The organism is Sphingomonas oligophenolica, from assembly GCF_006438955.1.
Taxonomy (GTDB): Bacteria; Pseudomonadota; Alphaproteobacteria; order Sphingomonadales; family Sphingomonadaceae; genus Sphingomonas; species Sphingomonas oligophenolica_A.
The window spans coordinates 87272-113935 of record NZ_RCZK01000007.1; the positions used below are offsets into that span (position 1 = coordinate 87272).

A 26664-nucleotide genomic window follows, 5' to 3' on the forward strand; every position below is an offset into this window, starting at 1 on the left:
CGATGGATGACAACGATCGGGGGGATGATCCAGGGCGTGATCGTCGCCGCGGGCGCGCGGTCCCGAGCGGGCGATTGGCGCGATTGGGGGCGTTCGGACGGCTCGTGGGGGGCGTTGCGGGTGGCGTGGTCGCGGAGGGCGCGCGGCGGCTGGCGGCGGGAGAGCGGCCGCAGCTGTCCGACCTGATCCTGACACCGGGGAACGCGACGCGCGTCGCCGATCAATTGTCGAACCTGCGTGGTGCGGCGATGAAGATGGGGCAGATGATCTCGATGGACGCAGGCGACATGCTGCCCGCCGAGCTTGCCGCGATCCTGTCGCGGTTGCGCGACAATGCGCACGCGATGCCGCCCGCGCAGCTCGACAAGCTGTTGATCCGCGAATGGGGCAAGGACTGGCGGCGGCGGTTCGCACGGTTCCAGGCGCATCCGATCGCGGCGGCGTCGATCGGGCAGGTTCATCGGGCGCAGACGCGCGACGGTCGTGACCTCGCGATCAAGGTCCAGTTTCCGGGGATCGAGCGCAGCATCGACGCCGATGTCGACAATGTCGCCACGCTGCTACGCGTGTCGCGGCTGTTGCCCGCGGGGCTCGACCTCGCGCCGCTGCTCGCCGAGGCGAAGCGCCAGTTGCACGAGGAGGCGGATTATCGCCGTGAGGGCGTGATGATGACGCGCTATGCCGCGCTGGTCGGGGACGATCCGCGGTTCGTCGTCCCCGCGCTCGATGCTGAATTCAGCACCGACAATGTCCTCGCGATGGATTTCGTCGAGGGCGTGCCGGTCGAACGGCTGGTCGAGGCCGATCAGCCGACCCGCGATGCGATGATGACCGCGCTGATCGATCTTGTCCTCGCCGAACTGTTCGACTGGGGCGTGATGCAGACCGACCCCAATTTCGCGAATTATCGCTGGCAGCCCGAGAGCGGGCGGCTGGTGTTGCTCGATTTCGGCGCGACGCGCGCGGTCGCGGCGGCGACGCAGGCGGCGTATCGCGAGTTGCTGGCGGCGGGGCTCGCGGGGGATCGCGCAGCGGCGCGGCGCGCGGCGCTCGATGCAGGGTTCCTGGGCGATACGGCGGTGGCGCGGCACCAGGCGCCGATCGACCGGATGATCGATGTCGTGATCCGCGAAATGGCGCGCGATGGACCGTTCGATTTCGGGGATCGCGGCTTCGTCGCTGACCTGCGCAACGAAGGGATGGGGATCGCGCAGGATCGCAGCACCTGGCATGTGCCGCCGGTCGACACGCTGTTCGTCCAGCGCAAGATCAGCGGCACCGCGCTGCTCGCCGCGCGGCTGAAGGCGCGGGTGCCGGTGCGCGAGATGGCGACCGCGCGGCTGGCGGAACAACCCGGGGGGACGCGCGCTGTGTCGGCATGACCAAAGGAACCACGATGACCGATGCCACGACCAAGACCGCGACGCTGTATCGCATGGTGCTGCCCGACCACACCTGCCCGTTCGGGGTCCGCGCCAAGCAGATGCTGGAGCACGCGGGCTATACCGTCGACGACCAGATCCTGCGTACCCGCGAAGAGACCGATGCATTCGAACAGAAACACGACGTGAAGACAACGCCGCAGGTGTTCATCGATGGCGAGCGGATCGGCGGCAGCGATGCGGTCGAACATTATCTCGCCGAACACGCGGCCTGATCGCGCCGCGCCGACGAGGCCAACGGTGACGCCCGACCCCGTGCTGCCAGGACAGGAGAGTGTCTGGCGTTACCCGCGGCCACCGATCGCCGAAGTATCGGCGCGGCATCTGCGGATCGTCCACCGCGATATCGTGGTCGCCGATACGCACGCCGCGATCCGAACGCTCGAGACCAGCCACCCCCCGACGTATTACCTGCCGCAGCGCGATATCGCGAGGGACTTACTGCGCGCGTCGGCGCGGCGATCATGGTGCGAATGGAAGGGGGAGGCGGTGTATTGGGATCTGATCGTTGGCGGGGACGTGCTGGCCGATGTCGCGTGGAGCTATCCCGCTCCGACGCGCGATTTCGCAGCGCTTGCCGACCACCTTGCCTTCTATGCGACCCCGCTCGATGCCTGTCTGGTCGATGGCGCACAGGTGACGCCGCAACCCGGTGGTTTTTATGGCGGGTGGATCACGCCGGATCTGGCAGGGCCGTTCAAGGGCATTCCGGGCAGCCGGTTCTGGTGAGTGTGCGCTACGGCAGCGCGGGCGATTCGCGCGGAACGCTCGGTCGCTGCCGATCGTAATTATTGGGAACACCCCCCCGGGAGACCATCATGAAATTCATCAAGCTCGGCCAGACCGGCCTCGACGTTTCGCGCCTGTGCCTGGGCTGCATGACGTTTGGGGTCGCGGATCGCGGCAACCACGAATGGACGCTCGACGAAGCGGCGAGCCGCCCGATCCTCCGCAAGGCGGTGGAGGCGGGGATCAACTTCTTCGACACCGCCAACGTCTATTCGGATGGCACGTCGGAAGAGATCGTCGGGCGCGCGCTGAAGGAATTCGCGCCGCGCGAAGAACTGGTCATCGCCACCAAGGTAAACGGGCGGATGCGCGTCGGCGCCAACGGCGCGGGGCTGAGCCGCAAGGCGATCATGCAGGAAATCGATGCCAGCCTGACCCGGCTCGGCACCGACTATGTCGATCTCTATCAGATCCATCGCTACGATTACGACACGCCGATCGAAGAGACGCTGGAGGCGCTGCACGACGTCGTGAAGGCGGGCAAGGCGCGGTATATCGGCGCGTCGTCGATGTACGCGTGGCAATTCGCGACGATGCTGCATGTCGCCGAGGCGAACGGCTGGACGCGGTTCGTGACGATGCAGGATTACGTCAACCTGCTCTACCGCGAGGAAGAGCGCGAGATGCTGCCGCTGTGCGAGGCGGAAGGGATCGGCGTGATCCCGTGGAGCCCGCTGGCGCGGGGGCGGCTGACGCGCGACTGGGACGACCAGACCGAACGATCGCAGACCGACAAATTCGGCAAGACGCTGTACCAGCATAGCGCCGATGCGGATCGCAAGGTGGTCCAGGCGGTCGCCGCGATCGCCAAAGAGCGCGGGGTACCGCGCGCGCAGGTGGCACTTGCCTGGGTGCTGGCCAAGCCCGAGGTGTCGGCGCCGATCGTCGGCGCATCGAAGCCAGCGCACCTCGACGATGCGATCGCCGCGCTGGAACTGGGACTGACCGAGGCCGAGGTGGCGCGGCTTGAAGAGCCTTATGTGCCGCACGCGGTGGTTGGGTTCAGCTGATCTGGATCAGCCATTTTTTTGCCGCTTTCACGAGCTGTTAGCTTCCGCACGCTAGCGATTTGGCCAGGATTGGCGCGAGAAACTATGCGGGCAGGGTGTCAGGGATGCACGGCGGCGAACCAGCGGTTTGACATCGCGATGGCGTTCCAGCCGATCGTCGATGTCGTGACCGCGCGCCCATTCGCGTTCGAAGCGCTGGTGCGTGGGCCGCACGGCGAGGGGGCCGCCGAGGTGCTCGCCAGCGTCACCCCCGACAATCGCTATGCGTTCGACCAGCAATGCCGGGTCGCCGCGATCGAGGGCGCGGTCGCGGCGGGGATCGTCGAGACCGGCGCGCGGCTGTCGATCAATTTCCTGCCCAACGCGGTCTATTCGCCGGTCGCGTGCATCCAGCTGACGTTGAAGACCGCGCGTGCGACCGGGTTTCCGACCGATCGGCTGATTTTCGAATTCACCGAGAACGAGGAGATGGCCGACACCGATCACGTGAAGACGATCGTCGAATCCTATCGGCAGATGGGGTTCGCAACCGCGATCGACGATTTCGGGGCGGGGCATGCGGGGCTGGGGTTGCTCGCCAAATTCCAGACCGATTTTATCAAGCTCGATATGGAGCTGATCCGTGGGATCGACACCAGCCTGCCGCGGCGGCTGATCGTTCAGGGGGTCGTCCGGATGGCCGAATCGCTGGGGATCGCGGTGATCGCCGAGGGGATCGAGACCGTCGCCGAATATGACGCGGTGCTGGCGACCGGCGTGCGCTGTATTCAGGGCTATCTGTTGGCACGGCCCGGGTTCAGGACGCTGCCGACGTTCACGCTGCCCGGCGAGCGGATCACCGTCGTCGCCTGATCCGGTGACACCGCCGTTGCAACGTCAGGCGCGGACGTCCTTGGCGATCGCATCGAGCAGGCCGTTGACGAAGCCCTTTTCGCGCTTGTCGTAAAAGGCATCGGCGACATCGACATATTCGGTGATCACCGCGCCGACCGGTACGTCCGCGCGCGCCATCAGTTCATACGTCCCGGCACGCAAAATCGCCTTCATCGGCTTGTCGAGCCGCGCGAGGGTCCAGCCGCTAGCGAGCTTGCCCTCGATCGCGAGGTCGATCTCGCCGCGCCGCCCGGTTGCGCCCTTGACGATGTCGTCGAAGAAGTCGGTGTCGGCTTCGGCATATTCGGCGTCCTCGATCGTCGCGCCGAGCCGGTGGTTGTGGAACTCGTTGATGAGTGCGGGGACGGGGGTTGCTTCCATGTCGTGCTGATAGAGCGCCTGGACGGCGGCAAGGCGGGCGGCGGCGCGCGCCTTTGAGCGGGTGGCGGTGCGGGACATTCATGGGCCTTAATCGCGGGGAGCGTTCGTGTCAGCCCTTGTGATGGATTCGCGCGATGACGCTAAGACGCGAAGGAGTTTGGTTCGCGCAGAGGCGCAGAGGACGCAGAGGCTGTCGCGCTTGCCGCATAGCGGATTATTCATCCCGATCTTCGCGGCTCGGGTGGGTTTTTGGAGCGGCGTTGTCGCGGGTCTTCTCTGCGTCCTCTGCGCCTCTGCGCGAATAACGTCAGCGGTTGAGGCGCAGCCGCAGCGCGACGGATTTGGCGTGGGCGGGGAGGCCTTCGGCGTCGGCGAGTTTTACGGTGGCAGGGCCGAGTTCGCGCAACGCGTCTTCGTCGAGCTGGAGGAAGCTGGTGCGCTTCATGAAATCGAGCACCGAGAGGCCGCTCGCGAAGCGCGCGCGGCGGCCCGTGGGGAGGACGTGGTTAGGCCCCGCGACGTAATCGCCGATCGCTTCGGGGGTGTGGCGGCCCATGAAGACGCTGCCAGCGTGGCGGATGCGGTCGAAGAAGGCTTGCGGCTCATCGATCGCGAGTTGGAGATGTTCGGGGGCGAGCCGGTCGATCAAGGGGGCGGCGTCGGCAAGGGATTCGACGACGATGATCGCGCCATTGGTGTCCCACGCGATGCGCGCGGTGACGGCGGTGGCTAGAGTCTTGAGCTGGGTTTCGACCGCGGCGGCGACCTTGTTCGCGTAATCGGCGTCGTCGGTGAACAGGATCGATTGCGTCGTGGTGTCGTGTTCGGCCTGGCTAAGCAGGTCGGCGGCGGTCCAGTCGGGGTCGTTCAGCGCGTCCGCGACGACGACGATTTCGGAAGGGCCTGCGACCATGTCGATCCCGACGACGCCGTAGACCTGGCGCTTGGCCTCCGCGACCCAGGCGTTGCCGGGGCCGGTGACGACGTCAACCGCCGCGATCCGTCCCGCGCCATAGGCGAGTGCGGCGATCGCCTGCGCGCCGCCGACGCGCCAGATCTCGTCGATCCCGGCCAGGTGCGCCGCGGCGAGGACCAGCGGGTTGATCTGGCCATCGGGGGTGGGGGTGACCATCACGAGGCGTTCGACGCCCGCGACCCGCGCGGGGATCGCGTTCATCAGCAGCGACGAGGGATAGGCGGCGCGCCCGCCGGGGACGTAGATTCCGGCGGCATCGACCGCGCGCCAGCGGGCACCGAGGCGGACGCCTGCGGCGTCGGTATAGTCGGTGTCAGTGGGTTTCTGGCGCTCGTGATAGGCGCGGATGCGGGTCGCGGCGAGATCGAGCGCGGTCCGCAGATCGGGGTCGAGCGCTGCGTAGGCGGCGGCGCACTCGGCGGGGTCGATCCGCCAGCCGGTGGTGGCGAGGTCGTGGCGGTCGAGGGTGCGGGTGAGGTCGGCAAGCGCGGCTTCGCCTTCGGCGCGGACGCGGGCGATGATCGCGGTGACGCCTTTGGTCACGTCGGTCGCGGATTCGCGACGGCCCTCCACGAGCGCGGTAAAGCGGTCGGCGAAATCGGCGGCGGTGGTGTCGAGGATGATCATCGCGATTCGGCGACCGCGCGGCGGAATGCCTCGACCAGCGGCACGACCTCGGCGCGGGTCTTCATCGCGGCGCGGTTGACGATCAGCCGGCTGGTGACATCCATGATCCGTTCGACCTCGACGAGGCCGTTTTCCTTGAGCGTGCGGCCCGAGCTGACCAGATCGACGATCCGCGGCGCGAGGCCCAGCGTGGGGGCGAGCTCCATCGCGCCGTTCAGCTTGACGCATTCGGCCTGGACCCCGCGTGCGGCGAAATGCGCGGCGGTGACATGCGGATATTTGGTCGCGACGCGGACGTGGCTCCAGCCGCGCGGATCGTCGGTCGCGGCCATCGCGGCGGGCTCGGCGACCGAGAGGCGGCAGTGGCCGATGCCGAGGTCGACCGGGGCGTAGAGCTCCGAATAGGCGAATTCGGCGATGACGTCGGACCCGACGATGCCGAGCTGCGCGGCACCGTGCGCGACGAAGGTCGCGACGTCAAACGCGCGGACCCGGATCAGCTCGATATGCACGACGTCAGTAGCGAAGCGGAGCGCGCGGCTGTCCTCGTCGGCGAAGGCGGGTTCGGGGCGAATCCCGGCGCGCGCGAGCAGCGGTAACGCCTCGGCGAGGATTCGTCCCTTAGGGACCGCGATGATCAGAGGGGTGGCCACGAGGCGGGCTTTACGAGGGGGTGTTCGCGGGTGCAACAACGTCGCGCAATAGGAGGCTGATGATGGCGGGCGAGGAGAATAATCGAGGCGCGTTTCGGATTCAGGCGTTTTACTGCGAGAGCAACGCCTCGCCGGTCTATGCGCGGGTCGCGACCGCGCTCGCCGAGGGGCTGACCCGCGACAGCGCGGTGGGGCGGCGGGTGCTTGATTGGCCGGGCGAGCCGACCCTCGATGCGTTGCCGCTCCGGCTGATCGGCGGGTTGCACGCGCTGGTGCTCGCGGGAAAGGATGCGGCGCTGGCGGCGGTGTTTCGCGGTGAGATCACCGACGCAGCGCAGGTGACGACGATCCTGAATGACGCGCTTGTGCGCCATGACGAGGCGGTGCTGCCGTGGCTCGACGGGCCGCCGCAGACCAACGAGCCGGGGCGATCGGCTGCTTTGATGACCGGGCTGATCGAGGTCGCGAGGCGGTTCGGGCCGAAACTCGAACTCCTCGAGATCGGGTCGAGCGCGGGGCTAAACCTGCTGATCGATCGCTATCGGATCGATCTGGGGGGTACGGTGATCGGGCCGCGCGATGCGGCGGTGACGATCGTGCCCGACTGGCGCGGCGCGGCGCCCGATGTACCGGCCATCGAGATCGTGTCGGTCAAGGGCTGCGACGTAGCGCCGATGGATGCGACCGATCCCGCGGTCGAGGCGCGGCTGGCGGCATATGTGTGGGCCGAAGAGCCCGAACGGCTGACGCGGGTGCGCGCCGCGATCGCCATGATGCGGAAGCGCGGGGTCAATCTGGTCGAGGCGGATGCGGCGGACTGGGTGGAGGCGCGACTCGCCGAACCGCAGGCGCACGGGGTGACGCGGGTGCTGATGCATTCGGTGGTGTGGCAATATCTGCCCGAGCCGGTCGCCGATCGGATTCGCGCGGCGATGGCGGCGGCGGGCGCGCGGGCCACGCCCGAGAGGCCGCTCGCTTGGGTGATGATGGAGTCCGACCGGGCGCTGGGCTATCAGGTGATCCGGGTGCGGCACTGGCCCGACGGCGAGGCGTGGCGCGTCGTCGGATCGTCGCATGCACATGGGCGCTGGATCAAGCCGGGCGCGCTCGATGCGTCCGACGGGATCGAACTGCCCGATTCGGCGAAGCTGTCGCCGGGGTGAAGTTCCGCCCCACCACCTCGGCGAAAGCCGCGGCCCAGTTGGGTGACAGTGATAACCGCGCGACGTGCTCCGTTACGCTGACCACACCAACTGGACCCCGGCCTCCGCCGGCGAAGTGGTGCCTCCTCAATAGAAGAAGCGGTTGTAGACCTGGACGGTTCGCCCGTTGCGGACGTCGATCAGGACGACGTCGTTGCCGTAGCGAACCCAACGCTGATAGCCGTAGGCAGGGCGCGGCAGGCGATAAGTCGCATAGTCGTTGATCCAGTAGTTGCGCGCGTAATAGCTCGGCGCGAACCGGTAGCCGACGCTCACCGGACGATAGCGATAGTCGCGCGGGCCGTTGTACCCGCCGCGCCGATAGACGTTGGCGTGCGACCGGCGATAGTCGCGCCAATCCTCGCGGCGCTCCTGGCGATCCTCGCGCAGTTCCCGACGCGCATCGCGGACATCGCCGCGGTCGCCATAGGCGCGCGCACGTTGGACGTCGCGGCGGTCCTGGCGGATTTCGCGCGTATCGCGGCGGACCTCGCCGCGGCTCTGCGCGCTGACGGCGGTAATCGCCAGCGTCGGGGTAAGCAGGGTGGCGGCGAGCGACGCAATCATCAGTTTTCGCATGACTATGCTCCTGTCTTCGATACCGCGGGGGATGCGGCATAACCAAGGACTAGGCCAGCGTCGCTGAACGCGGTGCGAATGCGCCGGTCAGCAACCAGCAAGGCTGAGCATCGTGCCGGGCTCAGCCCTCCCAGGCGCGGATCGCGGCGATCACCGCCTGCGGGTTCTCCCACGGCACGAAATGCCCGGCGTCGACCTTGGTCAACGTGAGGTCGGGGACGTAGTCGCCGAGACCTTCGATCTGGCTGGGGCGCAGCGCGGCGTCGTTCATGCCCCAGATGACCAGCGTCGGCTGGGTCACCGGCGGGAAGGGGCCGTCGAGATAGGCGGGGCGTTCGGGGGTTTCGCCGATCGCGGGCACGACGATCGCGCTGGCGCGATACCAGTTGAGCATCGCGGTCATCGCGCCGGGCTGGCCCCATTGATCGAGATAGACCGGCTTTTCGTCGGCGATCTTGTCGAAATCTGTGTGCTGGAGGAAGCTGCCGTCAAAGAAGGAGCTGAGCCCGATCTTGGCGATATGCGCTTCGAGATCGGGGTTGCGGAACGCAGTGATATATTGGCTCGCGGCGCGCTGATCGGGGTCGTCGAACAGCGTCTTTTGCATGATGAACGGATGCGGGGCGTTGACGATCACGAGCCGGGCGATGCGATCGGGATGCCGCAGCGCCGCCATCCACGATACCGCGCCACCCCAGTCGTGGCCGACGAGGGTGAAGGTCGCGAGGCCGAAATGATCGGCGAGCGCGATCAGGTCGGCGACGATCTTGTCGGGGGTGTATTCCTCGACGCCCGCGGGCTTCGACGAGCGCGCATAGCCGCGTTGGTCGGGGGCGAGGACGAAGTGATCGCGCGCGAGATCGGGGATGACGTCGCGCCAGGTGCGGTGCGATTCGGGAAAGCCGTGGAGGAGGATCAGCGGCGGGTTGGCGGGGTCGCCCGCGACCTGGACGTCGAGGGTGACGCCGGTGGAGACGGGAATGCGTTGTAGGTCGTCGGTCATATCGTCTCCCCTCCTGCTTGCGGGAGGGGTCGAGTGAGGGCCTGACCAATCCGCGCGGGTGAGCTAGCGGACATGCCCTCCCCTAACCCCTCCCGCAAGCGGGAGGGGGATGGATTCACGGATAACTCACCGTCAGGGGCACGTCGGGGATCGGGATATAGTCCTGATCGTCGCCGGGTACGGTCGGGAAATTCCCCGCGCGCCAGTCGCGCTTGGCTTGTTCGATGCGGTCGCGGCGCGAACTGACGAAATTCCACCAGACGTGGCGCGGGGTGGTGAAGGCGTCGCCGCCGCACAGCATCGCGCGGCCGCCCCTGGCCGAGCGCAGCGTCGCGGCGATGCCGGGGCGCAGCACGTAGAGCGTCTGGGGTTCGAGCGGGATTCCCTCCAGGGTCGCTTCGCCGATCGCGAGATAGATCGCGCGTTCCTCGGCGCAGTCGTCGATCGGTACGCTGGCACCGGGATCGAGCAGCAGGTCGGCGTAGACCGTCCCGGCATAGGTGGTGGTCGGTGCGCGCTGCCCCCACAGGCTGCCCATGATGACGCGCGCGCAAGAATCGGCGGTCTCGATCAACGGCAGTTCGGCCTTGGTGACATGTTCGAACGCGGGGTTCATCTCTTCGGCGGCTTCGGGCAGCGCGAGCCAGGTCTGGATGCCGGAGAGCATCGGGCCGTCGGCGCGCTCGTCGCCCGGCGAGCGTTCGGAATGGACGATGCCGCGCCCTGCGGTCATCAGGTTGACCGCGCCGGGTTCGATCCGCGCCTGGGTGCCGAGCGAATCGCGGTGGTCGATCGCGCCGTCGAACAGATAGGTGACGGTCGACAGGTTGATGTGCGGGTGGGGGCGGACATCGATGCCCTGGCCCTGGGGCAGGTGCGCGGGACCCATCTGGTCGAAGAACAGGAACGGGCCGACCATCGTGCGTTGCTTGTTAGGCAAGGTGCGGTGGACCTTGAACCCGCCCAGATCATGGGTGGAGGGCAAGATCGTCTGGAGGATGAAATCATCGAGCATCGGCAGGCTCCGTGGCGGCAAGCAATTCGAGGATATCGGCAGGGTAGATCGGGTCGGAATCGGTGGCGAGATCGGCGCGGGTGAACCAGCGCCACGTCTGCATGACGCGGCGTTCGAGCGGGGTGTGGCCCGACGGATCGACATCGCATGCGTCGATATCGACGCGGAACCAGCGTTCGTCGGCGGTGACCTCGACGCGTTCGATGGTGAGAAAGTCGACGGTGCGCCGCGCAATTTCGGGGCCGCAATCGTGATCGATTCCGACCTCTTCGCGGAGTTCGCGGCGCGCCGCCTGGGGATAGGTTTCGCCGGGGTCGAGCGCGCCGCCGGGGGTGCACCAGAACGGCGCGCGGCCATCGCCGGGGGTGAAGCGAAACAGCAGGACTCGCCCCGCGCCGTCGACGAGCAGGATGCGCGCGGCGGGGCGGGGCGTCCTCATTCGCCGTCGAGCTCGGGATAGTGGCGGAAGATGCCCTGTTCGTTGAACGGGAGGCGGCGGTCGCTCTTGAGATAGGCGGCGAGGGCGGGGAGTTCGGCGACGCAATCGTGGAGGTGGATCAGCGCGGGGTAATCGGGTTCGAGCGTCTTCATCCGCCGCGGGAACATGTAACGCAGCCCCTCGACGAGCTGGAACAGCGAGCAATCGGCATAGGTCCAGCGATTGCCGATCAGGCAATCGCCGACGTTGGCGTTGGCCGCCTGTTCGAAATGACGGAGGAATTTTGGCGTCCGCTCGTCTCGGAACTGCTGGGCGGCGCGCGCCGCCTCCGGCCTCTGATCCTCGTAATAGTCCATCATCGCGAGCGGGTGGTGGACGTTGTGGACCTCTGCGACGATGTCCGCGATCGTCAGCTGGAGCTGGTGGAGCCAGTATCGGTCCGCCATCCCCGACGGCGCGAGCTGGTGGCGCTCGCCGAGGAACATCAGGATGTTGGCGACCTGCGCAATGCCGGTGCCGTCGATGCCCAGAAACGGCGGCGCGAATGGGCCTTGGCCGGTTTCGTCGCGGCGCTTCATCTCTTCGACCAGCGCGTCGGCCCCCTGTTCGCGCGCGCAATCGGCATAGGGGATTTCGGCGGCTTCGAGCGGCAGGCGGATGAATTCGCCGCGGCCCTGGATTGTCGGCCAATACCAGAGTTTGTAGGCGATCAGCTTTCCCCGGACGCGCGGGTCTTGATGGCCAGCGCGTGGATCCGGGTCTTCAACAATTCGGCGAGCGCGTTGTTCACCAGCCGCTGGCGCGCGACCCGGGTGAGCCCAACGAATGCCGAGCTCTCGATCTCGACGCGGAAATGCGATTCGCCGGTGCCGTCGTCGCCCATATGCCCGGCGTGCTGGTCGCTTTCGTTGACGACGACGAGCGCGGTGGGCGCGAGCATCGCGTTGAGACGGGACAAAATTTGGTCGGTGACGGCGGTGGAGGGTGCGGTGGCAGGCTGGTTCATCGATCCTATATAGCGCGTTTTCGCGGAAATGCGGGGTGTGGAATTTGGCGGACGGCGAGCGGAAGGCACGACCAAGCCCGCGCTTTCACGGGCGCGTCGAGGGCGCGGGGCGGGCGTGCATGGAGCCGGGCTGCGTGGAGCCGGGCGAATTCCGCGCGCCGCCGCTCGAAGGCGCGAGTGACGGGGGACCACCCAACTTTCGCTGGTACTGCCTCGACCATGTCCGGGCGTTCAATGCGCGCTACAATTATTTCAACGGGATGACCGCGGATGAAATCCACCACGCCCAGCGCCCGCTGGCAGGGTGGGAGCGCGAAACGCGCGCGTTCGCGACCGCGGGGGGCGATCGGGCGCCGCGGTGGAGCGACTTCAGCGACCCGCTCGACGCGATCGCGGCGCGGTTCAGGCGGGAGGTCGCGCCCGAGCGCAGCGACGGCAAGCCGCTGTCGGGGCAGGACCGCGAGAGCCTGCGCGTGCTGGGTCTCGCGGCGGATGCGGACCGGACGGGGTTGCGCAAGCGCTATTCGGATTTGGTGCGGCGCTATCATCCCGACCGCAACGGCGGGGATCGCAGCCATGAGGCGATCCTGCAAAAGGTGATCGCGGCGTATCAACAACTGCGCCAGGCGCCTGCGTTCATGTGATCAGTCGCGGTCGGGCGCGCCAAGCGGGAAATAAGCGCGATACGGGCGCGCCTCGTCGACCGCGCGCGCGACGCTGGGGCGCGCAAGGAGGCGTTGGCGATACGCGGTGACGTGGGGGAAGCGGTCGCCGACCGGGTGGGTCCAGTCGGCGTAGAACAAGGCAGGCGCGGCGGCGCAATCGGCCAGGCTGAAATCGCCCGAGGCCCACTCGCGGCTCACCATCCGGTCGTCGAGAATCGCATAGGCGGTGTCGAGCAACGCGCGTGCCTTGTCGTCGCCGATCGGGTCGCGGTCGCCGGGTGTGCGCATCGCGTTGGCGACGATGCTGGTCATCGGCGTCATCACGTAATTGTCGAAGAACCGATCCCACAGCCGCACCTCGATCGCGGCATCGGGGTCGGCGGGAATCAGCGCGACCGGGCCGGGGTGATGGATGCCAAGATACTCGATGATGCTCGTCGCTTCGGGGATCACCCGATCGCCCTCGCGCAACACCGGGAAGCGCTTGAGCGGCCAGATCGACGCGAGTTCAGCCATCATTGCCGCGTCCTGATCGAGCGACCGCAGCGTATAGGGAATGGCGTTTTCGTAGAAGGCGATTTCCGCCTTCCAGCAATAGGAGGAGAAAGGGTGGGCGAAGAGCTCGATCATGATTCCGCGATCCGCTTCGCGACGGTTTCGAGCTGTTCGGCGACCTTGGTCCAGCCCGTCTCGAACCCCATCGCCTGATGTTGCTCCATCGCTTCCCGCGTCCAGTGGCGTGCGCCGCCGCGGTAGCGGGTCTGGTCGCCCTCCGGCGCGAAATCCATGAATCCGACGATGAACGGCCCTTGCGGATACCAGCCGTCGCGGAACGCGTCGGTGAAGACGATGCGGCGTTCGGGGAGGACCTCGAGATAGACACCCTCGTTGGGCTGCACCTCGTCGTGGGGGCCGTACATCGTGATGGCCGAGCGACCGCCGACGCGCAGGTCCATCGCGACCACCTCGGCGCGCCATGGTGCAGGGCAGAACCATTCTGCGAGATGGTCTGTATAAGCCCTCCACACCGCGGCGACGGGGGCGTCGATCAAGCGTTCGATCGAGAGTTCGAAGGTCTCGCCGTTCATGCCTCGGCGCCTGCGGTCCAGGCGGTCTCGAGCGTGGCGATATCGATCTTCTTTATCGTCATCATCGCCTCCATCGCGCGTTTGGCCGCGGCGGGATTGCTGGTGTCGGTCATCATCCGCATCAGCGCGCGCGGGGTGATCTGCCACGACAGGCCGAAGCGATCCTTGCACCAACCACAATCGCTCGCTTTGCCGCCATTGTCGACGATCGCGTTCCAATAACGATCGGTCTCTTCCTGATCGTCGGTGTACACCTGGAACGAGATCGCCTCGTCGAACGTGAAGTGCGGCCCGCCGTTGAGCCCGAGGAAGCGCATGCCGAGGACCGCGAACTCGACGGTCAGCTCGTTGCCCGCCCGGCCCGAGGGGTAGTCGGCCGGCGCGGCGTGGCGCGCGTCGACGTGGCTGTAGGGGAAGGTGGCGGCGTAGAATTCGGCGGCCTCGCGGGCGTTGCCGTCGAACCACAGGCAGGGTGCGATCTTGGTGTCCATCATGGTCTCCGTGCTTTACGCGGCGCCGGCGCCGACCGCGCCAAACACCACGCCATGCGGATCAGTCGCGACGATGATCCGCCCGCCACCAGGAACGTCGTGGGGGCCCATCATCACGGTGCCGCCCACGTCGGCGACTTTCTGCGCGCTGGCGTCGATATCCGGGGTGCGGAAATAGAATCGCCAGCCGGGGTCGGGGCCTTCGCCGGGATACTGCATCGTCGCGCCGATCTGCTGCCCCGCGATGTCGATGAAGATATAATCGCCCATGTCGCCGGGCATTTCCATTTTGTCGGGGTAGGTCCACCCGAACACCTCGGCGTAGAAGGCGTTGGCCGCGCGCTGATCGGGGGTGATCAGCTCGTTCCAGTTGCACTTGCCCATCCCATTGCGATCATAGGCGCCGCTGGCGTCGGGGCTCGATCCGCGCATGATGTAGAAGGGGATGCCCTGCGGATCGGTCGCGAAGGCAAAGCGGCCGACATCGGGGATGTCTGTAGGGGGTACGATCAACGCGCCGCCCGCCGCCTGGATTTTTGTGGCGGAGGCGTCGACGTCGTCGACCCCGATGTAGAACAGCCAGGTCGACTTTGCACCGTTCGCAGCCATGTCGTCAGTCAGTCGCATCACCCCGCCGACCTGATCGCCGCCGACGGTTGCGATCATCCGATAATCCATGTCGCCCGCAGGCTGGGCTTCCACGCTCCAGCCGATGACGAGATCGTAGAACGCCTTCGACGCATCGGGGTCGGCGGTCATGAGTTCGTACCAGATCGGGGTGCCGTGGGGATTGGCCATGTCGTGTCTCCTGCCTGGATTACTGATCAAGGATCGCCTGGAAGCCGCCGAAGATCATGCGCTTGCCGTCGAGCGGCATCGGATCGCCGGGTTGCATCCGCAAATCTTCCATCACCTTCTTCATCCCCGCGTCGCGGGTCGCCTTGTCGGGCCATTCGATCCAGCTGAAGACCACCGTCTCGTCCTCGGTTGCCAGGACCGCGCGGCGGAAGTCGGTAACCTTGCCGTCTGGAACGTCGTCCGCCCAGCATTCGACCACGCGCGTCGCGCCGTAATCCTTGAAGATCGGCGCGGCCTTTTCGGCAAAGGCGAGATAGGCTTCTTGCGAACTGCTCGCGAGGACGGGGAGAACCAAGCCATCGACATAGATCATGGGTTTGCTCCTGTTTGTGGGAATGCGCTCAGGCCGCCACGTTGTCGAAGGTGGCGATGTGATCGGCCATCGCCTTGCGGTGGGCGGGGCGCGCTTCGCCGCGGGCGACATAAGCGGCGAGCTTGGGAAAGCCGTCGAGCTGACCCGAACCGCGCAGGCCGCCGAGGACGGAGATCATCATCAGGTCCGCGGCGGTGAAGTCGTCGCCGTCGATCCAGTCGCGGTCGCCGAATGCGGTCTCGAGATCGGCGAGACGACGGTGGAGGTCTTCGACAACCTTGGCATGGCGCGCCCCGGACCAGTCGCGATCCGCCTCGAACACGTCGTTGATGGCGAGCGCCATGACGTATGGCTCGACCGAATTGAGCGCAGAGATGAGCCATTGCATCATCCGCGCGCGGCCTGCGGGATCGGCTGGGATCAACCGGCCCGCACGCTCGGCGATGTGGAGGACGATCGCGCCCGATTCGAAGATTTCGACGTCGTCGTCGCGATAGGTCGGGACCTGGCCGAACGGCTGATAACAGCGGTGCGCCGGGGTTTTGGCGTCGGTGATCAGCGTCACCTCATACGGCTGGCGGACTTCCTCGAACGCCCAGCGCGGACGCAGATCGCGGACGAAGCCGCGGGCGAATTCGGGCACCCAGGCAAAAGTAGTAATCGTGGGATTCATCGCGGTTCCTCGCTGCTCGCTGATCGCGGAGTTCGGTCAGGCGGTTGCGTCCGCCATGTGCTCGGGGCCGTTGGCGGCGGCGACGGGGTCCATCCAGAACGGCCCGAAGCCGTGGCCATCGGGATCGGCGAACGCGCGCGAATACATGAAGCCTTCGTCTTCGGGGCCGTGCAACTCGGTGCCCCCGGCGGCGATCGCCGCTTCGGTGATCGCATCGACGTCGGCGCGGCTGTCCAGTCCCAGCGCGAGCAGCATGCCGCTCGTCGTGGTCGCATCGATGATCCGCTTGGGCGTGAAGGTCGAATAGAAGGCGTGGTTCAGCAGCATGAAGCTGATGGTGTCCGACCAGGTCATCGCCGAACCTTGTTCGTTGGAGAAGCTGTCGTTCTTCATCATCCCGATCGCTTGATAGAAGGCGGTCGACCGGGCGACATCCGCGACGGGCAGGTTCACGAAGATCATCTTGGACATCTGAATATCACTCCCTTGCGAGTCGGCATTTGCATTTTCTGCCCCCGCTGGTTATTAAAAGCAACCATGAAGTCAGGAAAAGTAACAAGAGGAGCAGAGTCCACGACGAAACGGTGGTATGACGATGCGTGCGGCACCGCACTCGCGCTCGAGTTCGTTGGGGAGCGCTGGTCCCTGCTGGTGATGCGCGAGCTGGTCTTCGGGCCGCGACGGTTCGGTGAGATCAAGACGAATTTGCCCGGGATCAGCGCCAACGTGCTGACCCAGCGGCTTGAGAGCCTCGAGACGGCGGGGATTCTCGTGCGGCGGCGGCTGCCGTCGCCCGCAAACGTCCAGGTTTATGACCTCACGCGGTGGGGCCATGAGGCGGCGCCGTTGATGCGCGACCTTGGGCGCTGGGCGGCGCGGTCGCCGCGGCACGACCCGATGGCGTTCATGTCAGGCGCTTCGGCGATGATGTCGCTGCAGACGCTGGTCGATCCGGCGCGCGTGACCGATGCCGAGATGACCGTCGCGTTCGCAATGCCCGCCGACCACTTCGTGGTGCGCACCGGGCGCGATGGCGTAACGGTGGTCCGCGGTGCGGAGGATCGCGCCGACGTCGCCTTTACCGGCGACACGATGGCAATGCGGCGGACGATCTACGGCAAGGAAGGATTCGATCGCGAGGGAACGCTCGCTCTCTCCGGCGACCCGGCCATCGCGCAGGCGTTCGTCGATCTGTTCGCGCTGCCCGAAAAAGCCGACGCTGCGGCTACTGGCTGACCGGAGCGCCGATCGACCAGGTGTAGCCGAACGGATCGTCGATCTGGCCATAGCGGTCGCCCCAGAACATGTTCTCGAGTGGCATCCGCGCGCTCGCCCCCGCCTTCACCGCGCGATCGAACCACGCGTCGGCATCATCGACCTGGAGATGGAGGACTAAGCCCGATGGCGACACCGAGCCGGTATCGCCGGGGCCTTGATATTCGGGGAATTCGTCGTTGAGCATCAGCGAGGCGCCATTGAGAAGAAGGTGCGCGTGCATCAGGCGCTTGCCGTCGTCGGCGAGCATCCGGCGCTGTTCCTCGGCGCCGAATGCGGCGGTGTAGAAATCGATCGCCTCGACGGCGCGATTGTCGCGGATCGTCAGATGCGGGGTCAGCCCGGTCGCCGGGCCCCGAGGTGCTTCGGGCATCGCGATTCTCCTCGGCCTCTTCGCGCATCGCGCGCGAGTCGGCGCGGCGAGACTTTACCCGATATTGCGTAATGGCGCGAAGACATCTCGACTTGTGCGGTCGGCACGCGTTAGGGGACACGCCACGAAAGGCGCATTCCCGCGATGACCAATATTCCCAACACCCAACCCGACAGCCGCGAAACCACGATCATGGACGCCCCCGACAAGATGGTGAGCGTGCGCGACGTGTTCGGGCTCGACCTCGACATGGAATGCCCCGCGTTCAGCGAGGCGGACGAACGCGTCCCCGATCTCGATCCCGCCTATGTGTTCGACGCCGACACGACGCATGCGGTGCTCGCGGGGTTCGCGCATAACCGCCGCGTCATGGTGCAAGGCTATCACGGCACCGGCAAGTCGACGCATATCGAGCAGGTCGCCGCACGGCTCAACTGGCCGTGCATCCGGATCAACCTGGACGCGCATATCAGCCGGATCGACCTGGTCGGGCGCGACGCGATCGTACTCAAGGACGGTCAGCAGGTCACCGAATTCCGCGAGGGATTGCTTCCGTGGGCGCTGCAGACCCCGACCGCGCTGGTGTTCGACGAATATGACGCAGGGCGTCCCGACGTCATGTTCGTGATCCAGCGCGTGCTCGAGACCGAGGGCAAGCTGACCTTGCTCGACCAGAATCGCGTGATCCGCCCGAACCCGTGGTTCCGGCTGTTCGCGACCGCCAATACGGTAGGGCTGGGCGATACCAGCGGGCTGTATCACGGCACGCAGCAGATCAACCAGGGCCAGATGGACCGGTGGAACATCGTCGTCACGCTGAACTATTTGCCTGCCGCGGTCGAGGCGCAGATCGTGCTCGCCAAGTCGGGCGAATATGACAAGCCCGATGGCAAGAAGACCGTCGACGACATGGTCCGCGTCGCCGACCTGACGCGGCGCGGGTTTATCAACGGCGACATCTCGACGGTGATGAGTCCGCGCACGGTGATCACCTGGGCGCAGAACGCGCTGATCTTCGGCGATGTCGGCTTCGCGTTCCGGCTGTCGTTCCTGAACAAATGCGACGAGGCGGAGCGGCCGCTGGTGGCGGAATATTACCAGCGTGTGTTCGGGAAGGATCTGCCCGAGAGCGTGGTGGGGAAGGCTTGAAGCCCTTCCCATCGAGGAACTGGAGCTAAGTCGATGGACAAAATGGAAGCACTGGCCCGGTTGCGCGCGCATGAAGCGGATTTGCGCGACATGGGCGTTGCGCGGCTTTCGCTGTTCGGATCGACCGCCCGGGGTGACCAGAGGGCGGATTCGGATGTGGATCTCGCCGCCACACTGGTGGAGGGTCATCGGCTCAACGCGTTCGACTTCGTCGGCATTCAAATGGCGGCAGCGGATATTCTCGGCATCAAGGTGGATCTCGTCAGCGAACCCGCGCGCAAACCGGGATTGCAGGCTGAAATCGATCGGGATCGCGTCCATGTCTTCTAGGCGCGTGGCAGACCGGCTTACCGATGTCATCGACAATATCGATGCGATCGCCAGGTACATCGGCACGTCGACCTTCGAGGACTACGCCGCCGACCGGTTGCGCAAGGATGCAACAGAACGCTGTCTTGAACGGATCATCGAGGCCGTCGTGAAGATCGGCAACGAGCAGATGTCGGTCGTCGACCCAGCGTTTCCGGTCGAGCGTGCCCGCGGATTGGGGAATATGTTGCGCCACGCCTATGAAGAGATCGACGAGGGCCTGATCTACAACGTCGTGGTCGACGAGCTACCACGGCTTCGTGCGGCCTGTGCGGCAGCGCTGGCCAGCTAATGGCCAACGAAACCCCGCTCGATCGCTTCAAGGCCGTGCTCGGCGGCACGGCGCGGGCGTTGGCGGACGAACCCGAGGTCGAGCTCGCCTATACCGCGGATGCGCCGACCCAATCGGGCAAGCACATCAAGGTGCCAATGCCAGCGCGCGCGTTGCCCGCCGATCAGGTCGCCGAGGTGCGCGGGTTCGCCGACGGCTTCGCGCTGCGGCTGAAGCATCACAATCCGGCGCTTCACGCCAAGGCGGCGCCGGGGGATGCGGTGGCGCGCGCGGTGTTCGACGCGGTCGAGGGAGCGCGAGTCGAAGCGTTGGGGTCGCGCGGCTATGCGGGGATCACCGACAATCTGGCGCACGCGCTCGACGTCCGGCTGCGCGCCGATCCGATCACGCGCGCGCGCACCCGCGACGAGGTGCCACTGTCGACCGCGCTGGCGCTGCTGGTCCGCGAACGACTGACCGGGCAGGCACCGCCCGCCGCCGCCGACAAGGGGCTGGCGCTGGTGCGCGACTGGATCGAGGAGAAGACCGACCTCGACGCGTTGAACCTCGCGCTCGACGACCAGCGCGCGTTCCAGTCGCTGACAATGAAAATGCTCGAACAGCTCGAACTCGTCGAGGGCGACCAGGTCCCCGAGGACAGCGACGAGGGCGGGGCCGATGAGGAAGGGACCGACGAGCAGCAGCAGGACGAGGGCGAGGACAGCGATGACGAGGACGGCGGCCAGGGCGAAGGCGAGGTCGAGGCGCGCGGCGAACAGAGCGAATCCGACAGCGAGGACGGCGACGGCGAGGAGATGGGCGAGGATTCGTTCGACGACGCCGACGGCGAGCCGGGCGACGAGGGCGAGGAGGGGATGCAGCCGGTGCGCCCCAATCGGCCGTTCGGCGACATCAACGCGCAGTTCGATTACAAGCCGTGGACGACGCAATTCGACGAGGTGATCGCGGCGACCGAATTGTGCGATGCCGAGGAGTTGACGCGGCTGCGCGGGTATCTCGACCAACAGTTGGTGCACCTGCAGGCGGTGGTGTCGAAGCTCGCCAACCGGCTCCAGCGGCGGTTGATGGCGCAGCAGTCGCGATCGTGGGATTTCGATCAGGACGAGGGGCTGCTCGACGCCGCGCGGCTCGCGCGGGTGGTGGTGAATCCGACCCAGTCGCTAAGCTACAAGATCGAGCGCGAGACCGATTTTCGCGACACCGTGGTGACGCTGCTGATCGACAATTCGGGGTCGATGCGCGGGCGCCCGATCAGCATCGCGGCGATCAGCGCGGATATCCTCGCGCGGACGCTCGAGCGGTGTGGGGTCAAGACCGAGATCCTGGGCTTCACGACGCGGGCGTGGAAGGGCGGGCAGAGTCGCGAGGCGTGGCTCGGCGCGGGACGTCCGCCGCAGCCGGGGCGGCTCAACGACATCCGCCATATCGTCTACAAGAAAGCCGACGAGCCGTGGCGGCGCGCGCGCAACAACCTGGGGTTGATGATGCGCGAGGGGTTGCTGAAGGAGAATATCGACGGCGAGGCGCTGCTGTGGGCGCACGCGCGGCTGATCGCGCGGCCCGAGGAGCGGCGCATCCTGATGGTGATCAGCGACGGCGCGCCGGTTGACGATTCGACGCTCAGCGTCAATTCGGGGAGCTATCTGGAACGGCACCTACGCCAGGTGATCGGGTGGATCGAGGGCAAGAGCCCGGTCGAGCTGGTTGCGATCGGGATCGGGCATGACGTGACACGCTATTACCAGCGCGCGGTGACGATCATGGATGCCGATCAGCTCGGCGGCACGATTATCGAACAGCTCGCGGCACTGTTCGACAGCGAATAGCGCCGCCGGGGCGGGTTACGCCGACGCGCTGGGCGAATCCGGGGCGTCCGCGGGTGCGTCGACCTTGGTGATGCTGAGGTAGGTCACCAGCCCGACGATAACGACCAGAAACACCCCGCTGACCGGCATTGTCCCCAGCCCGAGGCCGCCGTCGGTCTTGGCCTGGGTCAGCAGATCGCCGATCGAGGCCCCCAGCGGACGCGTCAGAATATACGCGAGCCAGAACGCGAGGACGGGGCCGAGCAGCCCCGCGTAATAGCCGACCGTGATCGCCGCGATCGACCCGCCGAAGATCAGCGCGGCGGTGAGATAGCCGAGCCCCGACGTTTCGGAGACCAAGTCGCCGCCCGCAGTCCCCAGCGCGAAGGTGAAGAGGATCGCCGCCCAGTAGAATGCCTCGCGTGTGGGGGAGTCGATCTCGTGGATCGAGAGTGTATGCTCGCGGCGATACCAGACGAAGAAGGTCGCGATCAGCGCAATTGTGAACGCGGCGGTCGAGATATAGAGGCTCAACCCAAGTTCGTCGGTCAAGGTATCGGTCAACAACGTGCCGACGACGCTCAGGAACACCACGACGAGCCAGTATTTCCACGGCACGTAGCGATCGCTGCGCATCTGGATCGCCAGGACGGCCACAAGCAGCACGGTCATGACGACCGAGGTGCCGTTCAGCCCCAATCCCAGCCGCACGTTGAGGAAATCCGCACCGGTTTCCCCCACCGTGGTCGCGAGAATCTTGATGATCCAGAAGAAGACGGTGACGTAGGGGACCTTGTTGAGCATCTGCGCCCGTTGGTCGGTCATCGGTCGGTCGGTCATCCCGTCACCTTTCATGGGTGGATAGCGGCCACGCCGTCAACGATGACGAGGGATCGCCCAGCGCGGCGTCGGTTGCGACATGCGTGATGTCCCAAGCGCCGCCGGGTTCCGATCGTTCCGCCTGCACGACAACATTGGGAAATCGTATAGTTGCGCGGCGGCACGCGCGGGAACGCGGGAACTGCGATGCAAGCGATGTTCGACATTGGGGTCGCCCGTCGATACGCCAAGCCCATGCCGCCCGTATCGCCGATCCTCACGCCAACTCCCTTCGTCGGCCCCGTCAAGCGATCGATCACGATTGCGGGGCATCAGACGTCCATCAGCCTTGAACCTGTATTCTGGTCCGCGCTCGACGCGGCGGCGGTCGCGCATGGGCTGCCGCTCAGCGCCCTCGTCGCACAGATCGATGCGGTGCGGATCACCGTAGCCGATCCACCCAATCTGGCGAGCGCGATTCGGACGTGGTTGTTCGTTCGATAATGTGAGAATTGTTCTCATTAGCATTGACTATGCGATTAACTCGCAATAGCGAGCTCCCATCGAAAGGGGAGTTCGTTTGTCCACATCTGACGTCCCGTTCCTGGCCCTGTCCTGTATCGGCGCCTTCGCCACCGCGCCCGCCTGGGGCGCGGACGAGCCTAGGGGCACCACCCCGCCGCTCGCCTCCGATGAAGGCGGTGCCGACGAGGCGCAGCGGCGCGGCGATATCGTCGTCGTCGGCGACCGCGAGCACCGTGGGGACGACGCCAAGGCGGTCGCGCCGCTGGTCAACACCCCGCGATCGGTGATCGTGCTGCCGCGCGCGGTGATCGAGCAAACCGGGTCGACGACGCTGCAAGACGCGCTGCGCACCGTGCCGGGGATCACCTTCGGCGCGGCGGAGGGGGGCAATCCGATCGGCGACCGCCCCTTCATCCGCGGTTTCGACAGCCAGGGCAGCATCTATGTCGACGGGGTCCGCGATCTGGCATCGCAGACCCGCGAGGTGTTCACGATCGATTCGATCCAGGTCGTGCACGGATCGGATTCGACGCTGGGCGGGCGCGGGAGCGCCGGCGGCACGATCAATATCGTGACCAAACAGCCCCAGCTCGACGATGTTGGATCGGTGCAGGCGAGCTATGGCAACGCCGATTACAAGCGCGTCACCGCCGACCTGAATGTGGCGCTGTCCGACACCGCGGCGTTCCGCGTCGCGGGGGTGTGGCACGACCAGGACGTGGCGGGACGCGACGCGGTCTATGCCCGCCGCTGGGGTGTCGCGCCGTCGGTGACGATCGGGCTGGGGACGCCGACCCGGCTGACCGCGAGCTATTATCATCTCGAAAGCCACGAGCTGCCCGACAGCGGGATTCCCTATCTCTACACCATCGCCAATGCGCCGGGGACGGGCGCGATCCACACCCGCCCCGCGATCGGCACGGTGACGACCGCGGGCGGGCAGACCGGCTATGTCGACCGGGCGAATTTCTACGGCCTGATTACACGCGATTTCCGCGACGCGACGACCGATCAGGCGCAGCTGCGCGTCGAGCATGACTTCGGGGGGGTGACGCTGCGCAATACCGCGCGGTTCACGCACAACGACCAGCGCTATATCTTCACGCTGCCCGACGACAGCCAGGGCAATGTCTATGGCACCACCGCGACCAACAGCGGCTGGCGGCTGACGAGCGGGGGTTATGTCTGGCGGCGCGGCAACACCCGCGACAGCAACAGCGAGAGCATCGTCGACCAGACCGATCTGTTCGGCAAGGTCACGACCGGGGGGATCGAGCACAGCATCGCGATCGGCGCCGAACTGTCGTGGGAGAAAGCGCGGCGGGGCACGCTGGTGAGCGCGAGCGGTTTCGCGTTGAGCCCGCGCTGCACGACCGCGTCGGTAGCGCGCTATTATTGCACCAGCCTTTTCGCGCCCGATCCGTCCGATCCCTGGGTGAACTATGCCAGCGATACGTCGGGCGTGGCGACGCCGATCGTGCGCGCGCCCTCCTATACCGACATCCTGAACGATGCGCGGACCCAGTCGGTCTATGGCTTCGATTCGATCACGCTGACGCCGCGGCTGATCGTGAACCTCGGCGTGCGCTACGACCGGTTCACGTCGGTGACGCAGCCGGGGGTCGCGACCGGGGATACACCGCGGACGCGGATCGCGCGTACCGACAATTTGTTCAATTGGCAGGCAGGCGTGGTTTTCAAGCCGACCGCAGCGACGAGCGTCTATGCGAGCTATGCGACCGCGGCGACCCCGCCCAACAGCCTGTTGGGCGAAGGGCGCGAGGACAATGCGACGATTCCAGGACGCAACGATCCCGCGACGCTGACGGTTGAGTCGTTGAAGGTGCAGAAGACGCGGTCGTACGAGATCGGCGCGAAGGCGAACCTGTTCGGCGAGCGGCTGGCGCTGGGGCTGGCGGGATTCCAGACCGACATCCGCAATGCGCGGGTCACCGATGCGGACAACACTGTATCGTTCATCGGCGTAACGCGGATCAGGGGCGTCGAACTTAGTGTCAACGGCACGATCCTGCCGGGGTGGACAGTGTTCGGAGGCTATACGTTCCTCGACGCGGTGATCGTCGATGGCGGTTTTACCGCGCTGACCGCGGCGGCGGTGGGCGGTCAAGCGGCGCAGGCGGTGACGGTGCGGTCGGTAAACACGGGCAAGCGCGTGCCGCAGACCGCGCGCAACGCGATCAGCCTGTCGACCAACCTTGCGCTGACCAAGCGGCTCCAGATCGGGGGCGGTGCCTATTATCTGTCGCGGCAATATGGCGGCTATGCCGAAGACCGCCGCGCGGTGCAGACTGCGGCAGGCGTGGTGACCGTGATCCCCGCGACCAAGACGCTGTATCGCGAAATCCCCGGCTATTGGCGGTTCGACGCGCGCGCGAGCTATGCGCTGACCGATCGTGTCAGCCTGAGCGTCAACGCGCAAAACCTGACCGACGAGACCTATTTTACCCAGACCTACACCAACCACTATGCGAGTATCGCCGCGGGGCGGACGGTGTTCGGGACGATCGGGGTGTCGTTTTGAGCGCGCTCCTGCCCGATCATGTCGCGGCGCTGTCGGACGATCAGATCGCGGCGCGGCTGGAGGTCGATCGCGACGCGTTCATCCTCGAAGCGGCGGAAGCGGGGGTCGCCCACGCGCAGGCGTTGTGGGGACAGGTGTTGCTCGACCGGGGCGAGGCGCGCGCGGGGTTCGGCTGGTTCCTGAAGGCCGCGGCGCAGGATCATGTCATGGCGCTCAACATGGTCGGGCGGTGCTACGATCTCGGCTGGGGTGTGAGCGTCGACAAGACGCGCGCGGCGGCGTGTTTCCGCGTCGCGGCGGGGCGCGGCCTCGATTGGGCGATGTATAATTATGCGACGCTGCTGGCGCTAGGCGAGGGTGTTGCCGAGGACAAGGCGGCGGCGCTGACGTGGCTCGAACGCGCGGTGGCGGAGGGATCCGGGTTGGCGCAGGCGAAGGCAGCGAACTTCGTCGGGAGCTTTGCCGAGGATGGCTGGGCGGGGCCGCGCGCTCTTACCAAGGCGCGGCGCTACTATGCGCGCGCGGCGGCGGGGGGCGATTTCCGGGGGTGTTTCAATCACGCGCGGATGCTGGGCGACGCAGGTGAGGTCACCGCAGCGTTGCCGTGGCTGACTCGCGCGGGGGCGTTGGGACATGCGCGGTTCATTGCGCAGGCGTGTGTCTATCTCGCCGCCAGCACAATTCCGGCGTTCCGTACCCAGGGGCTCGCCGCGTTGCGCCAAGGCCAGGCGAGCCTGGCATGTTGATCGCGATCCCCGATGTGCTCGATGCCGACGGCGTCGCGCGGCTGCGTGCGCTGATCGACCCCGCCGACTGGGTCGACGGCAACGCGACGTCGGGCACGCAGTCGGCGCTCGCCAAGCGCAACGCGCAACTGCCTGAGGATAGCGCGGCGGGGCAGGCGGCGGGTGCGATGGTGCTCGATGCGCTGGCGGCGACGCCGCGGTTCGTCGCCGCCGCGCTGCCGCGCAAGGTCTATCCGCCGCTGTTCAACCGCTATGCGGGCGGGCAGGAATTCGGCGCACATGTCGACACCGCCATCCGGATCCGCCGGGGGAGCGATTTCCGGATCCGGAGCGATCTGTCGGCGACGCTCTTCCTCGACGATCCCGACGGCTATGACGGCGGCGAACTCGTGATCGAAGGCGCGTTCGGCGAGCAGCGGGTGAAGCTGCCCGCGGGGCATATGGTGCTCTACCCCGCGTCGAGCGTGCATCGCGTGACCCCGGTGACGCGGGGGGTGCGGGCCGCGTCGTTCTTTTGGATCCAGTCGATGGTCCGTGACGACGGCGCGCGCGCGTTGCTGTTCGAGCTCGACCAGGGGGTGCAGGCCGCCGCGGCGGCAATGGGACAGGAACATCCCGAATCGGTGCGCTTGACCGGGGTCTATCACAACCTGCTACGGCGCTGGGCTGAAGCGTAACCCACGCTG

General features: G+C 66.5%; 34 protein-coding genes. 16 read left to right on the forward strand and 18 right to left on the reverse strand.

Going from position 1 to position 26664, the window contains the following annotated elements; all coding sequences use genetic code 11:
- Positions 1-2: 2 nt before the first annotated feature.
- The 5 genes from EAH84_RS10430 to EAH84_RS10450 all read left to right on the forward strand — a co-directional run bounded on the left by EAH84_RS10430 (position 3) and on the right by EAH84_RS10450 (position 4093).
- Complete coding sequence (locus EAH84_RS10430; protein ID WP_140871671.1) at positions 3-1382, forward strand: ABC1 kinase family protein; 1380 nt, start codon at positions 3-5, stop codon at positions 1380-1382.
- A gap of 14 nt (positions 1383-1396) precedes the next feature.
- Positions 1397-1657 carry a glutaredoxin domain-containing protein gene (locus EAH84_RS10435; protein WP_140871673.1) on the forward strand — a complete coding sequence of 87 codons (261 nt, stop codon included), beginning with the start codon at positions 1397-1399 and terminating at the stop codon, positions 1655-1657.
- A 25-nt stretch (positions 1658-1682) separates the two neighbouring features.
- Positions 1683-2171 carry a DUF427 domain-containing protein gene (locus EAH84_RS10440; RefSeq protein WP_241656553.1) on the forward strand — a complete coding sequence of 163 codons (489 nt, stop codon included), beginning with the start codon at positions 1683-1685 and terminating at the stop codon, positions 2169-2171.
- 89 nt (positions 2172-2260) lie between these two features.
- Positions 2261-3241: an aldo/keto reductase gene (locus EAH84_RS10445; protein WP_140871677.1), complete on the forward strand. Its 981-nt coding sequence runs from the start codon at positions 2261-2263 to the stop codon at positions 3239-3241.
- A 138-nt stretch (positions 3242-3379) separates the two neighbouring features.
- Positions 3380-4093, forward strand: a complete 714-nt coding sequence (locus tag EAH84_RS10450) for an EAL domain-containing protein (RefSeq protein WP_140871679.1) — start codon at positions 3380-3382, stop codon at positions 4091-4093.
- A 24-nt stretch (positions 4094-4117) separates the two neighbouring features.
- Here the strand turns inward: EAH84_RS10450 and nusB are convergent, their stop codons facing one another.
- The 3 genes from nusB to hisG all read right to left on the reverse strand — a co-directional run bounded on the left by nusB (position 4118) and on the right by hisG (position 6751).
- Positions 4118-4573, reverse strand: coding sequence for a transcription antitermination factor NusB (nusB, locus tag EAH84_RS10455; protein WP_140871681.1), 456 nt, complete (start codon positions 4571-4573; stop codon positions 4118-4120).
- Between the two features lie 229 nt (positions 4574-4802).
- A complete protein-coding gene (hisD, locus tag EAH84_RS10460; RefSeq protein WP_140871683.1) occupies positions 4803-6098 on the reverse strand; it encodes a histidinol dehydrogenase in 1296 nt (431 codons plus the stop codon).
- Positions 6095-6751, reverse strand: a complete 657-nt coding sequence (gene hisG / locus EAH84_RS10465; protein ID WP_140871685.1) for an ATP phosphoribosyltransferase — start codon at positions 6749-6751, stop codon at positions 6095-6097. The genes hisD and hisG overlap by 4 nt, the downstream gene beginning before the upstream one ends.
- 62 nt (positions 6752-6813) lie before the next feature.
- Between hisG and EAH84_RS10470 the strand changes: the two genes are divergently transcribed.
- Positions 6814-7914 (forward strand): DUF2332 domain-containing protein, encoded by a 1101-nt coding sequence (locus EAH84_RS10470; RefSeq protein WP_140871687.1) that lies wholly within the window; start codon positions 6814-6816, stop codon positions 7912-7914.
- Between the two features lie 126 nt (positions 7915-8040).
- Here the strand turns inward: EAH84_RS10470 and EAH84_RS10475 are convergent, their stop codons facing one another.
- From EAH84_RS10475 to EAH84_RS10500, 6 genes are all read right to left on the reverse strand, one after another.
- On the reverse strand, positions 8041-8532 hold the full coding sequence (locus tag EAH84_RS10475; protein WP_140871689.1) for an RcnB family protein: 492 nt from the start codon (positions 8530-8532) through the stop codon (positions 8041-8043).
- 121 nt (positions 8533-8653) lie between these two features.
- Positions 8654-9535 (reverse strand): alpha/beta fold hydrolase, encoded by an 882-nt coding sequence (locus EAH84_RS10480; protein ID WP_140871691.1) that lies wholly within the window; start codon positions 9533-9535, stop codon positions 8654-8656.
- Positions 9536-9650: 115 nt separating this feature from the next.
- A complete protein-coding gene (locus EAH84_RS10485) occupies positions 9651-10550 on the reverse strand; it encodes a pirin family protein (protein WP_140871693.1) in 900 nt (299 codons plus the stop codon).
- Positions 10540-10989 carry an NUDIX hydrolase gene (locus EAH84_RS10490; protein WP_140871695.1) on the reverse strand — a complete coding sequence of 150 codons (450 nt, stop codon included), beginning with the start codon at positions 10987-10989 and terminating at the stop codon, positions 10540-10542. Before EAH84_RS10490 ends, EAH84_RS10485 begins: the two co-directional genes overlap by 11 nt.
- Positions 10986-11699: a glutathione S-transferase gene (locus EAH84_RS10495; RefSeq protein ID WP_140871697.1), complete on the reverse strand. Its 714-nt coding sequence runs from the start codon at positions 11697-11699 to the stop codon at positions 10986-10988. The genes EAH84_RS10490 and EAH84_RS10495 overlap by 4 nt, the downstream gene beginning before the upstream one ends.
- Positions 11699-11995, reverse strand: a complete 297-nt coding sequence (locus tag EAH84_RS10500) for a BolA family protein (RefSeq protein WP_140871699.1) — start codon at positions 11993-11995, stop codon at positions 11699-11701. The genes EAH84_RS10495 and EAH84_RS10500 overlap by 1 nt, the downstream gene beginning before the upstream one ends.
- A gap of 119 nt (positions 11996-12114) precedes the next feature.
- Here EAH84_RS10500 and EAH84_RS10505 point away from each other — a divergent pair, with 119 nt between their 5' ends.
- Positions 12115-12639 (forward strand): J domain-containing protein, encoded by a 525-nt coding sequence (locus tag EAH84_RS10505; RefSeq protein WP_194150386.1) that lies wholly within the window; start codon positions 12115-12117, stop codon positions 12637-12639.
- On the opposite strand, the gene EAH84_RS10510 is transcribed toward EAH84_RS10505, so the two are convergent.
- The 7 genes from EAH84_RS10510 to EAH84_RS10540 are packed head-to-tail and all read right to left on the reverse strand — an operon-like array spanning position 12640 to position 16554.
- Positions 12640-13290 carry a glutathione S-transferase family protein gene (locus tag EAH84_RS10510; RefSeq protein WP_206663958.1) on the reverse strand — a complete coding sequence of 217 codons (651 nt, stop codon included), beginning with the start codon at positions 13288-13290 and terminating at the stop codon, positions 12640-12642.
- Positions 13287-13748, reverse strand: coding sequence for an SRPBCC family protein (locus EAH84_RS10515; RefSeq protein ID WP_140871700.1), 462 nt, complete (start codon positions 13746-13748; stop codon positions 13287-13289). Before EAH84_RS10515 ends, EAH84_RS10510 begins: the two co-directional genes overlap by 4 nt.
- Positions 13745-14239 carry a VOC family protein gene (locus EAH84_RS10520; RefSeq protein ID WP_140871702.1) on the reverse strand — a complete coding sequence of 165 codons (495 nt, stop codon included), beginning with the start codon at positions 14237-14239 and terminating at the stop codon, positions 13745-13747. The genes EAH84_RS10515 and EAH84_RS10520 overlap by 4 nt, the downstream gene beginning before the upstream one ends.
- Before the next feature lie 15 nt (positions 14240-14254).
- Complete coding sequence (locus EAH84_RS10525) at positions 14255-15037, reverse strand: VOC family protein (protein WP_140871704.1); 783 nt, start codon at positions 15035-15037, stop codon at positions 14255-14257.
- A 19-nt stretch (positions 15038-15056) separates the two neighbouring features.
- Positions 15057-15410, reverse strand: coding sequence for a DUF1428 domain-containing protein (locus EAH84_RS10530; RefSeq protein WP_140871706.1), 354 nt, complete (start codon positions 15408-15410; stop codon positions 15057-15059).
- A gap of 28 nt (positions 15411-15438) precedes the next feature.
- Positions 15439-16083: a glutathione S-transferase family protein gene (locus EAH84_RS10535; protein WP_140871708.1), complete on the reverse strand. Its 645-nt coding sequence runs from the start codon at positions 16081-16083 to the stop codon at positions 15439-15441.
- Between the two features lie 36 nt (positions 16084-16119).
- The gene (locus tag EAH84_RS10540) at positions 16120-16554 is read right to left on the reverse strand and encodes a VOC family protein (RefSeq protein WP_140871710.1); all 435 of its coding nucleotides are present in this window, start codon (positions 16552-16554) and stop codon (positions 16120-16122) included.
- A 183-nt stretch (positions 16555-16737) separates the two neighbouring features.
- Between EAH84_RS10540 and EAH84_RS10545 the strand changes: the two genes are divergently transcribed.
- Complete coding sequence (locus EAH84_RS10545; RefSeq protein ID WP_241656554.1) at positions 16738-17319, forward strand: winged helix-turn-helix transcriptional regulator; 582 nt, start codon at positions 16738-16740, stop codon at positions 17317-17319.
- Here the strand turns inward: EAH84_RS10545 and EAH84_RS10550 are convergent.
- Positions 17309-17731, reverse strand: a complete 423-nt coding sequence (locus EAH84_RS10550; protein WP_194150387.1) for a VOC family protein — start codon at positions 17729-17731, stop codon at positions 17309-17311. The two genes, EAH84_RS10545 and EAH84_RS10550, sit on opposite strands and share 11 nt — an antisense overlap.
- Before the next feature lie 144 nt (positions 17732-17875).
- Between EAH84_RS10550 and cobS the strand changes: the two genes are divergently transcribed.
- Genes cobS through cobT form a run of 4 tightly spaced genes read left to right on the forward strand, consistent with a single transcriptional unit; the run spans position 17876 to position 21367 of the window.
- The gene (cobS, locus tag EAH84_RS10555; protein ID WP_140871716.1) at positions 17876-18880 is read left to right on the forward strand and encodes a cobaltochelatase subunit CobS; all 1005 of its coding nucleotides are present in this window, start codon (positions 17876-17878) and stop codon (positions 18878-18880) included.
- 33 nt (positions 18881-18913) lie between these two features.
- The gene (locus EAH84_RS10560; RefSeq protein ID WP_140871718.1) at positions 18914-19210 is read left to right on the forward strand and encodes a nucleotidyltransferase family protein; all 297 of its coding nucleotides are present in this window, start codon (positions 18914-18916) and stop codon (positions 19208-19210) included.
- A 4-nt stretch (positions 19211-19214) separates the two neighbouring features.
- Positions 19215-19541, forward strand: coding sequence for a HepT-like ribonuclease domain-containing protein (locus EAH84_RS10565; protein ID WP_241656555.1), 327 nt, complete (start codon positions 19215-19217; stop codon positions 19539-19541).
- A complete protein-coding gene (gene cobT / locus EAH84_RS10570) occupies positions 19541-21367 on the forward strand; it encodes a cobaltochelatase subunit CobT (protein ID WP_140871722.1) in 1827 nt (608 codons plus the stop codon). Before EAH84_RS10565 ends, cobT begins: the two co-directional genes overlap by 1 nt.
- A 15-nt stretch (positions 21368-21382) precedes the next feature.
- On the opposite strand, the gene EAH84_RS10575 is transcribed toward cobT, so the two are convergent.
- Positions 21383-22186 (reverse strand): hypothetical protein, encoded by an 804-nt coding sequence (locus EAH84_RS10575; protein WP_206663959.1) that lies wholly within the window; start codon positions 22184-22186, stop codon positions 21383-21385.
- 234 nt (positions 22187-22420) lie between these two features.
- Between EAH84_RS10575 and EAH84_RS10580 the strand changes: the two genes are divergently transcribed.
- From EAH84_RS10580 to EAH84_RS10595, 4 genes are all read left to right on the forward strand, one after another.
- Positions 22421-22669 carry a ribbon-helix-helix domain-containing protein gene (locus EAH84_RS10580; RefSeq protein WP_140871802.1) on the forward strand — a complete coding sequence of 83 codons (249 nt, stop codon included), beginning with the start codon at positions 22421-22423 and terminating at the stop codon, positions 22667-22669.
- Between the two features lie 76 nt (positions 22670-22745).
- Positions 22746-25232, forward strand: a complete 2487-nt coding sequence (locus EAH84_RS10585) for a TonB-dependent receptor (protein ID WP_241656556.1) — start codon at positions 22746-22748, stop codon at positions 25230-25232.
- Positions 25229-25978 (forward strand): tetratricopeptide repeat protein, encoded by a 750-nt coding sequence (locus EAH84_RS10590; RefSeq protein ID WP_241656557.1) that lies wholly within the window; start codon positions 25229-25231, stop codon positions 25976-25978. The genes EAH84_RS10585 and EAH84_RS10590 overlap by 4 nt, the downstream gene beginning before the upstream one ends.
- Positions 25972-26655 carry a Fe2+-dependent dioxygenase gene (locus tag EAH84_RS10595; RefSeq protein WP_140871724.1) on the forward strand — a complete coding sequence of 228 codons (684 nt, stop codon included), beginning with the start codon at positions 25972-25974 and terminating at the stop codon, positions 26653-26655. Before EAH84_RS10590 ends, EAH84_RS10595 begins: the two co-directional genes overlap by 7 nt.
- Positions 26656-26664 lie beyond the last annotated feature (9 nt).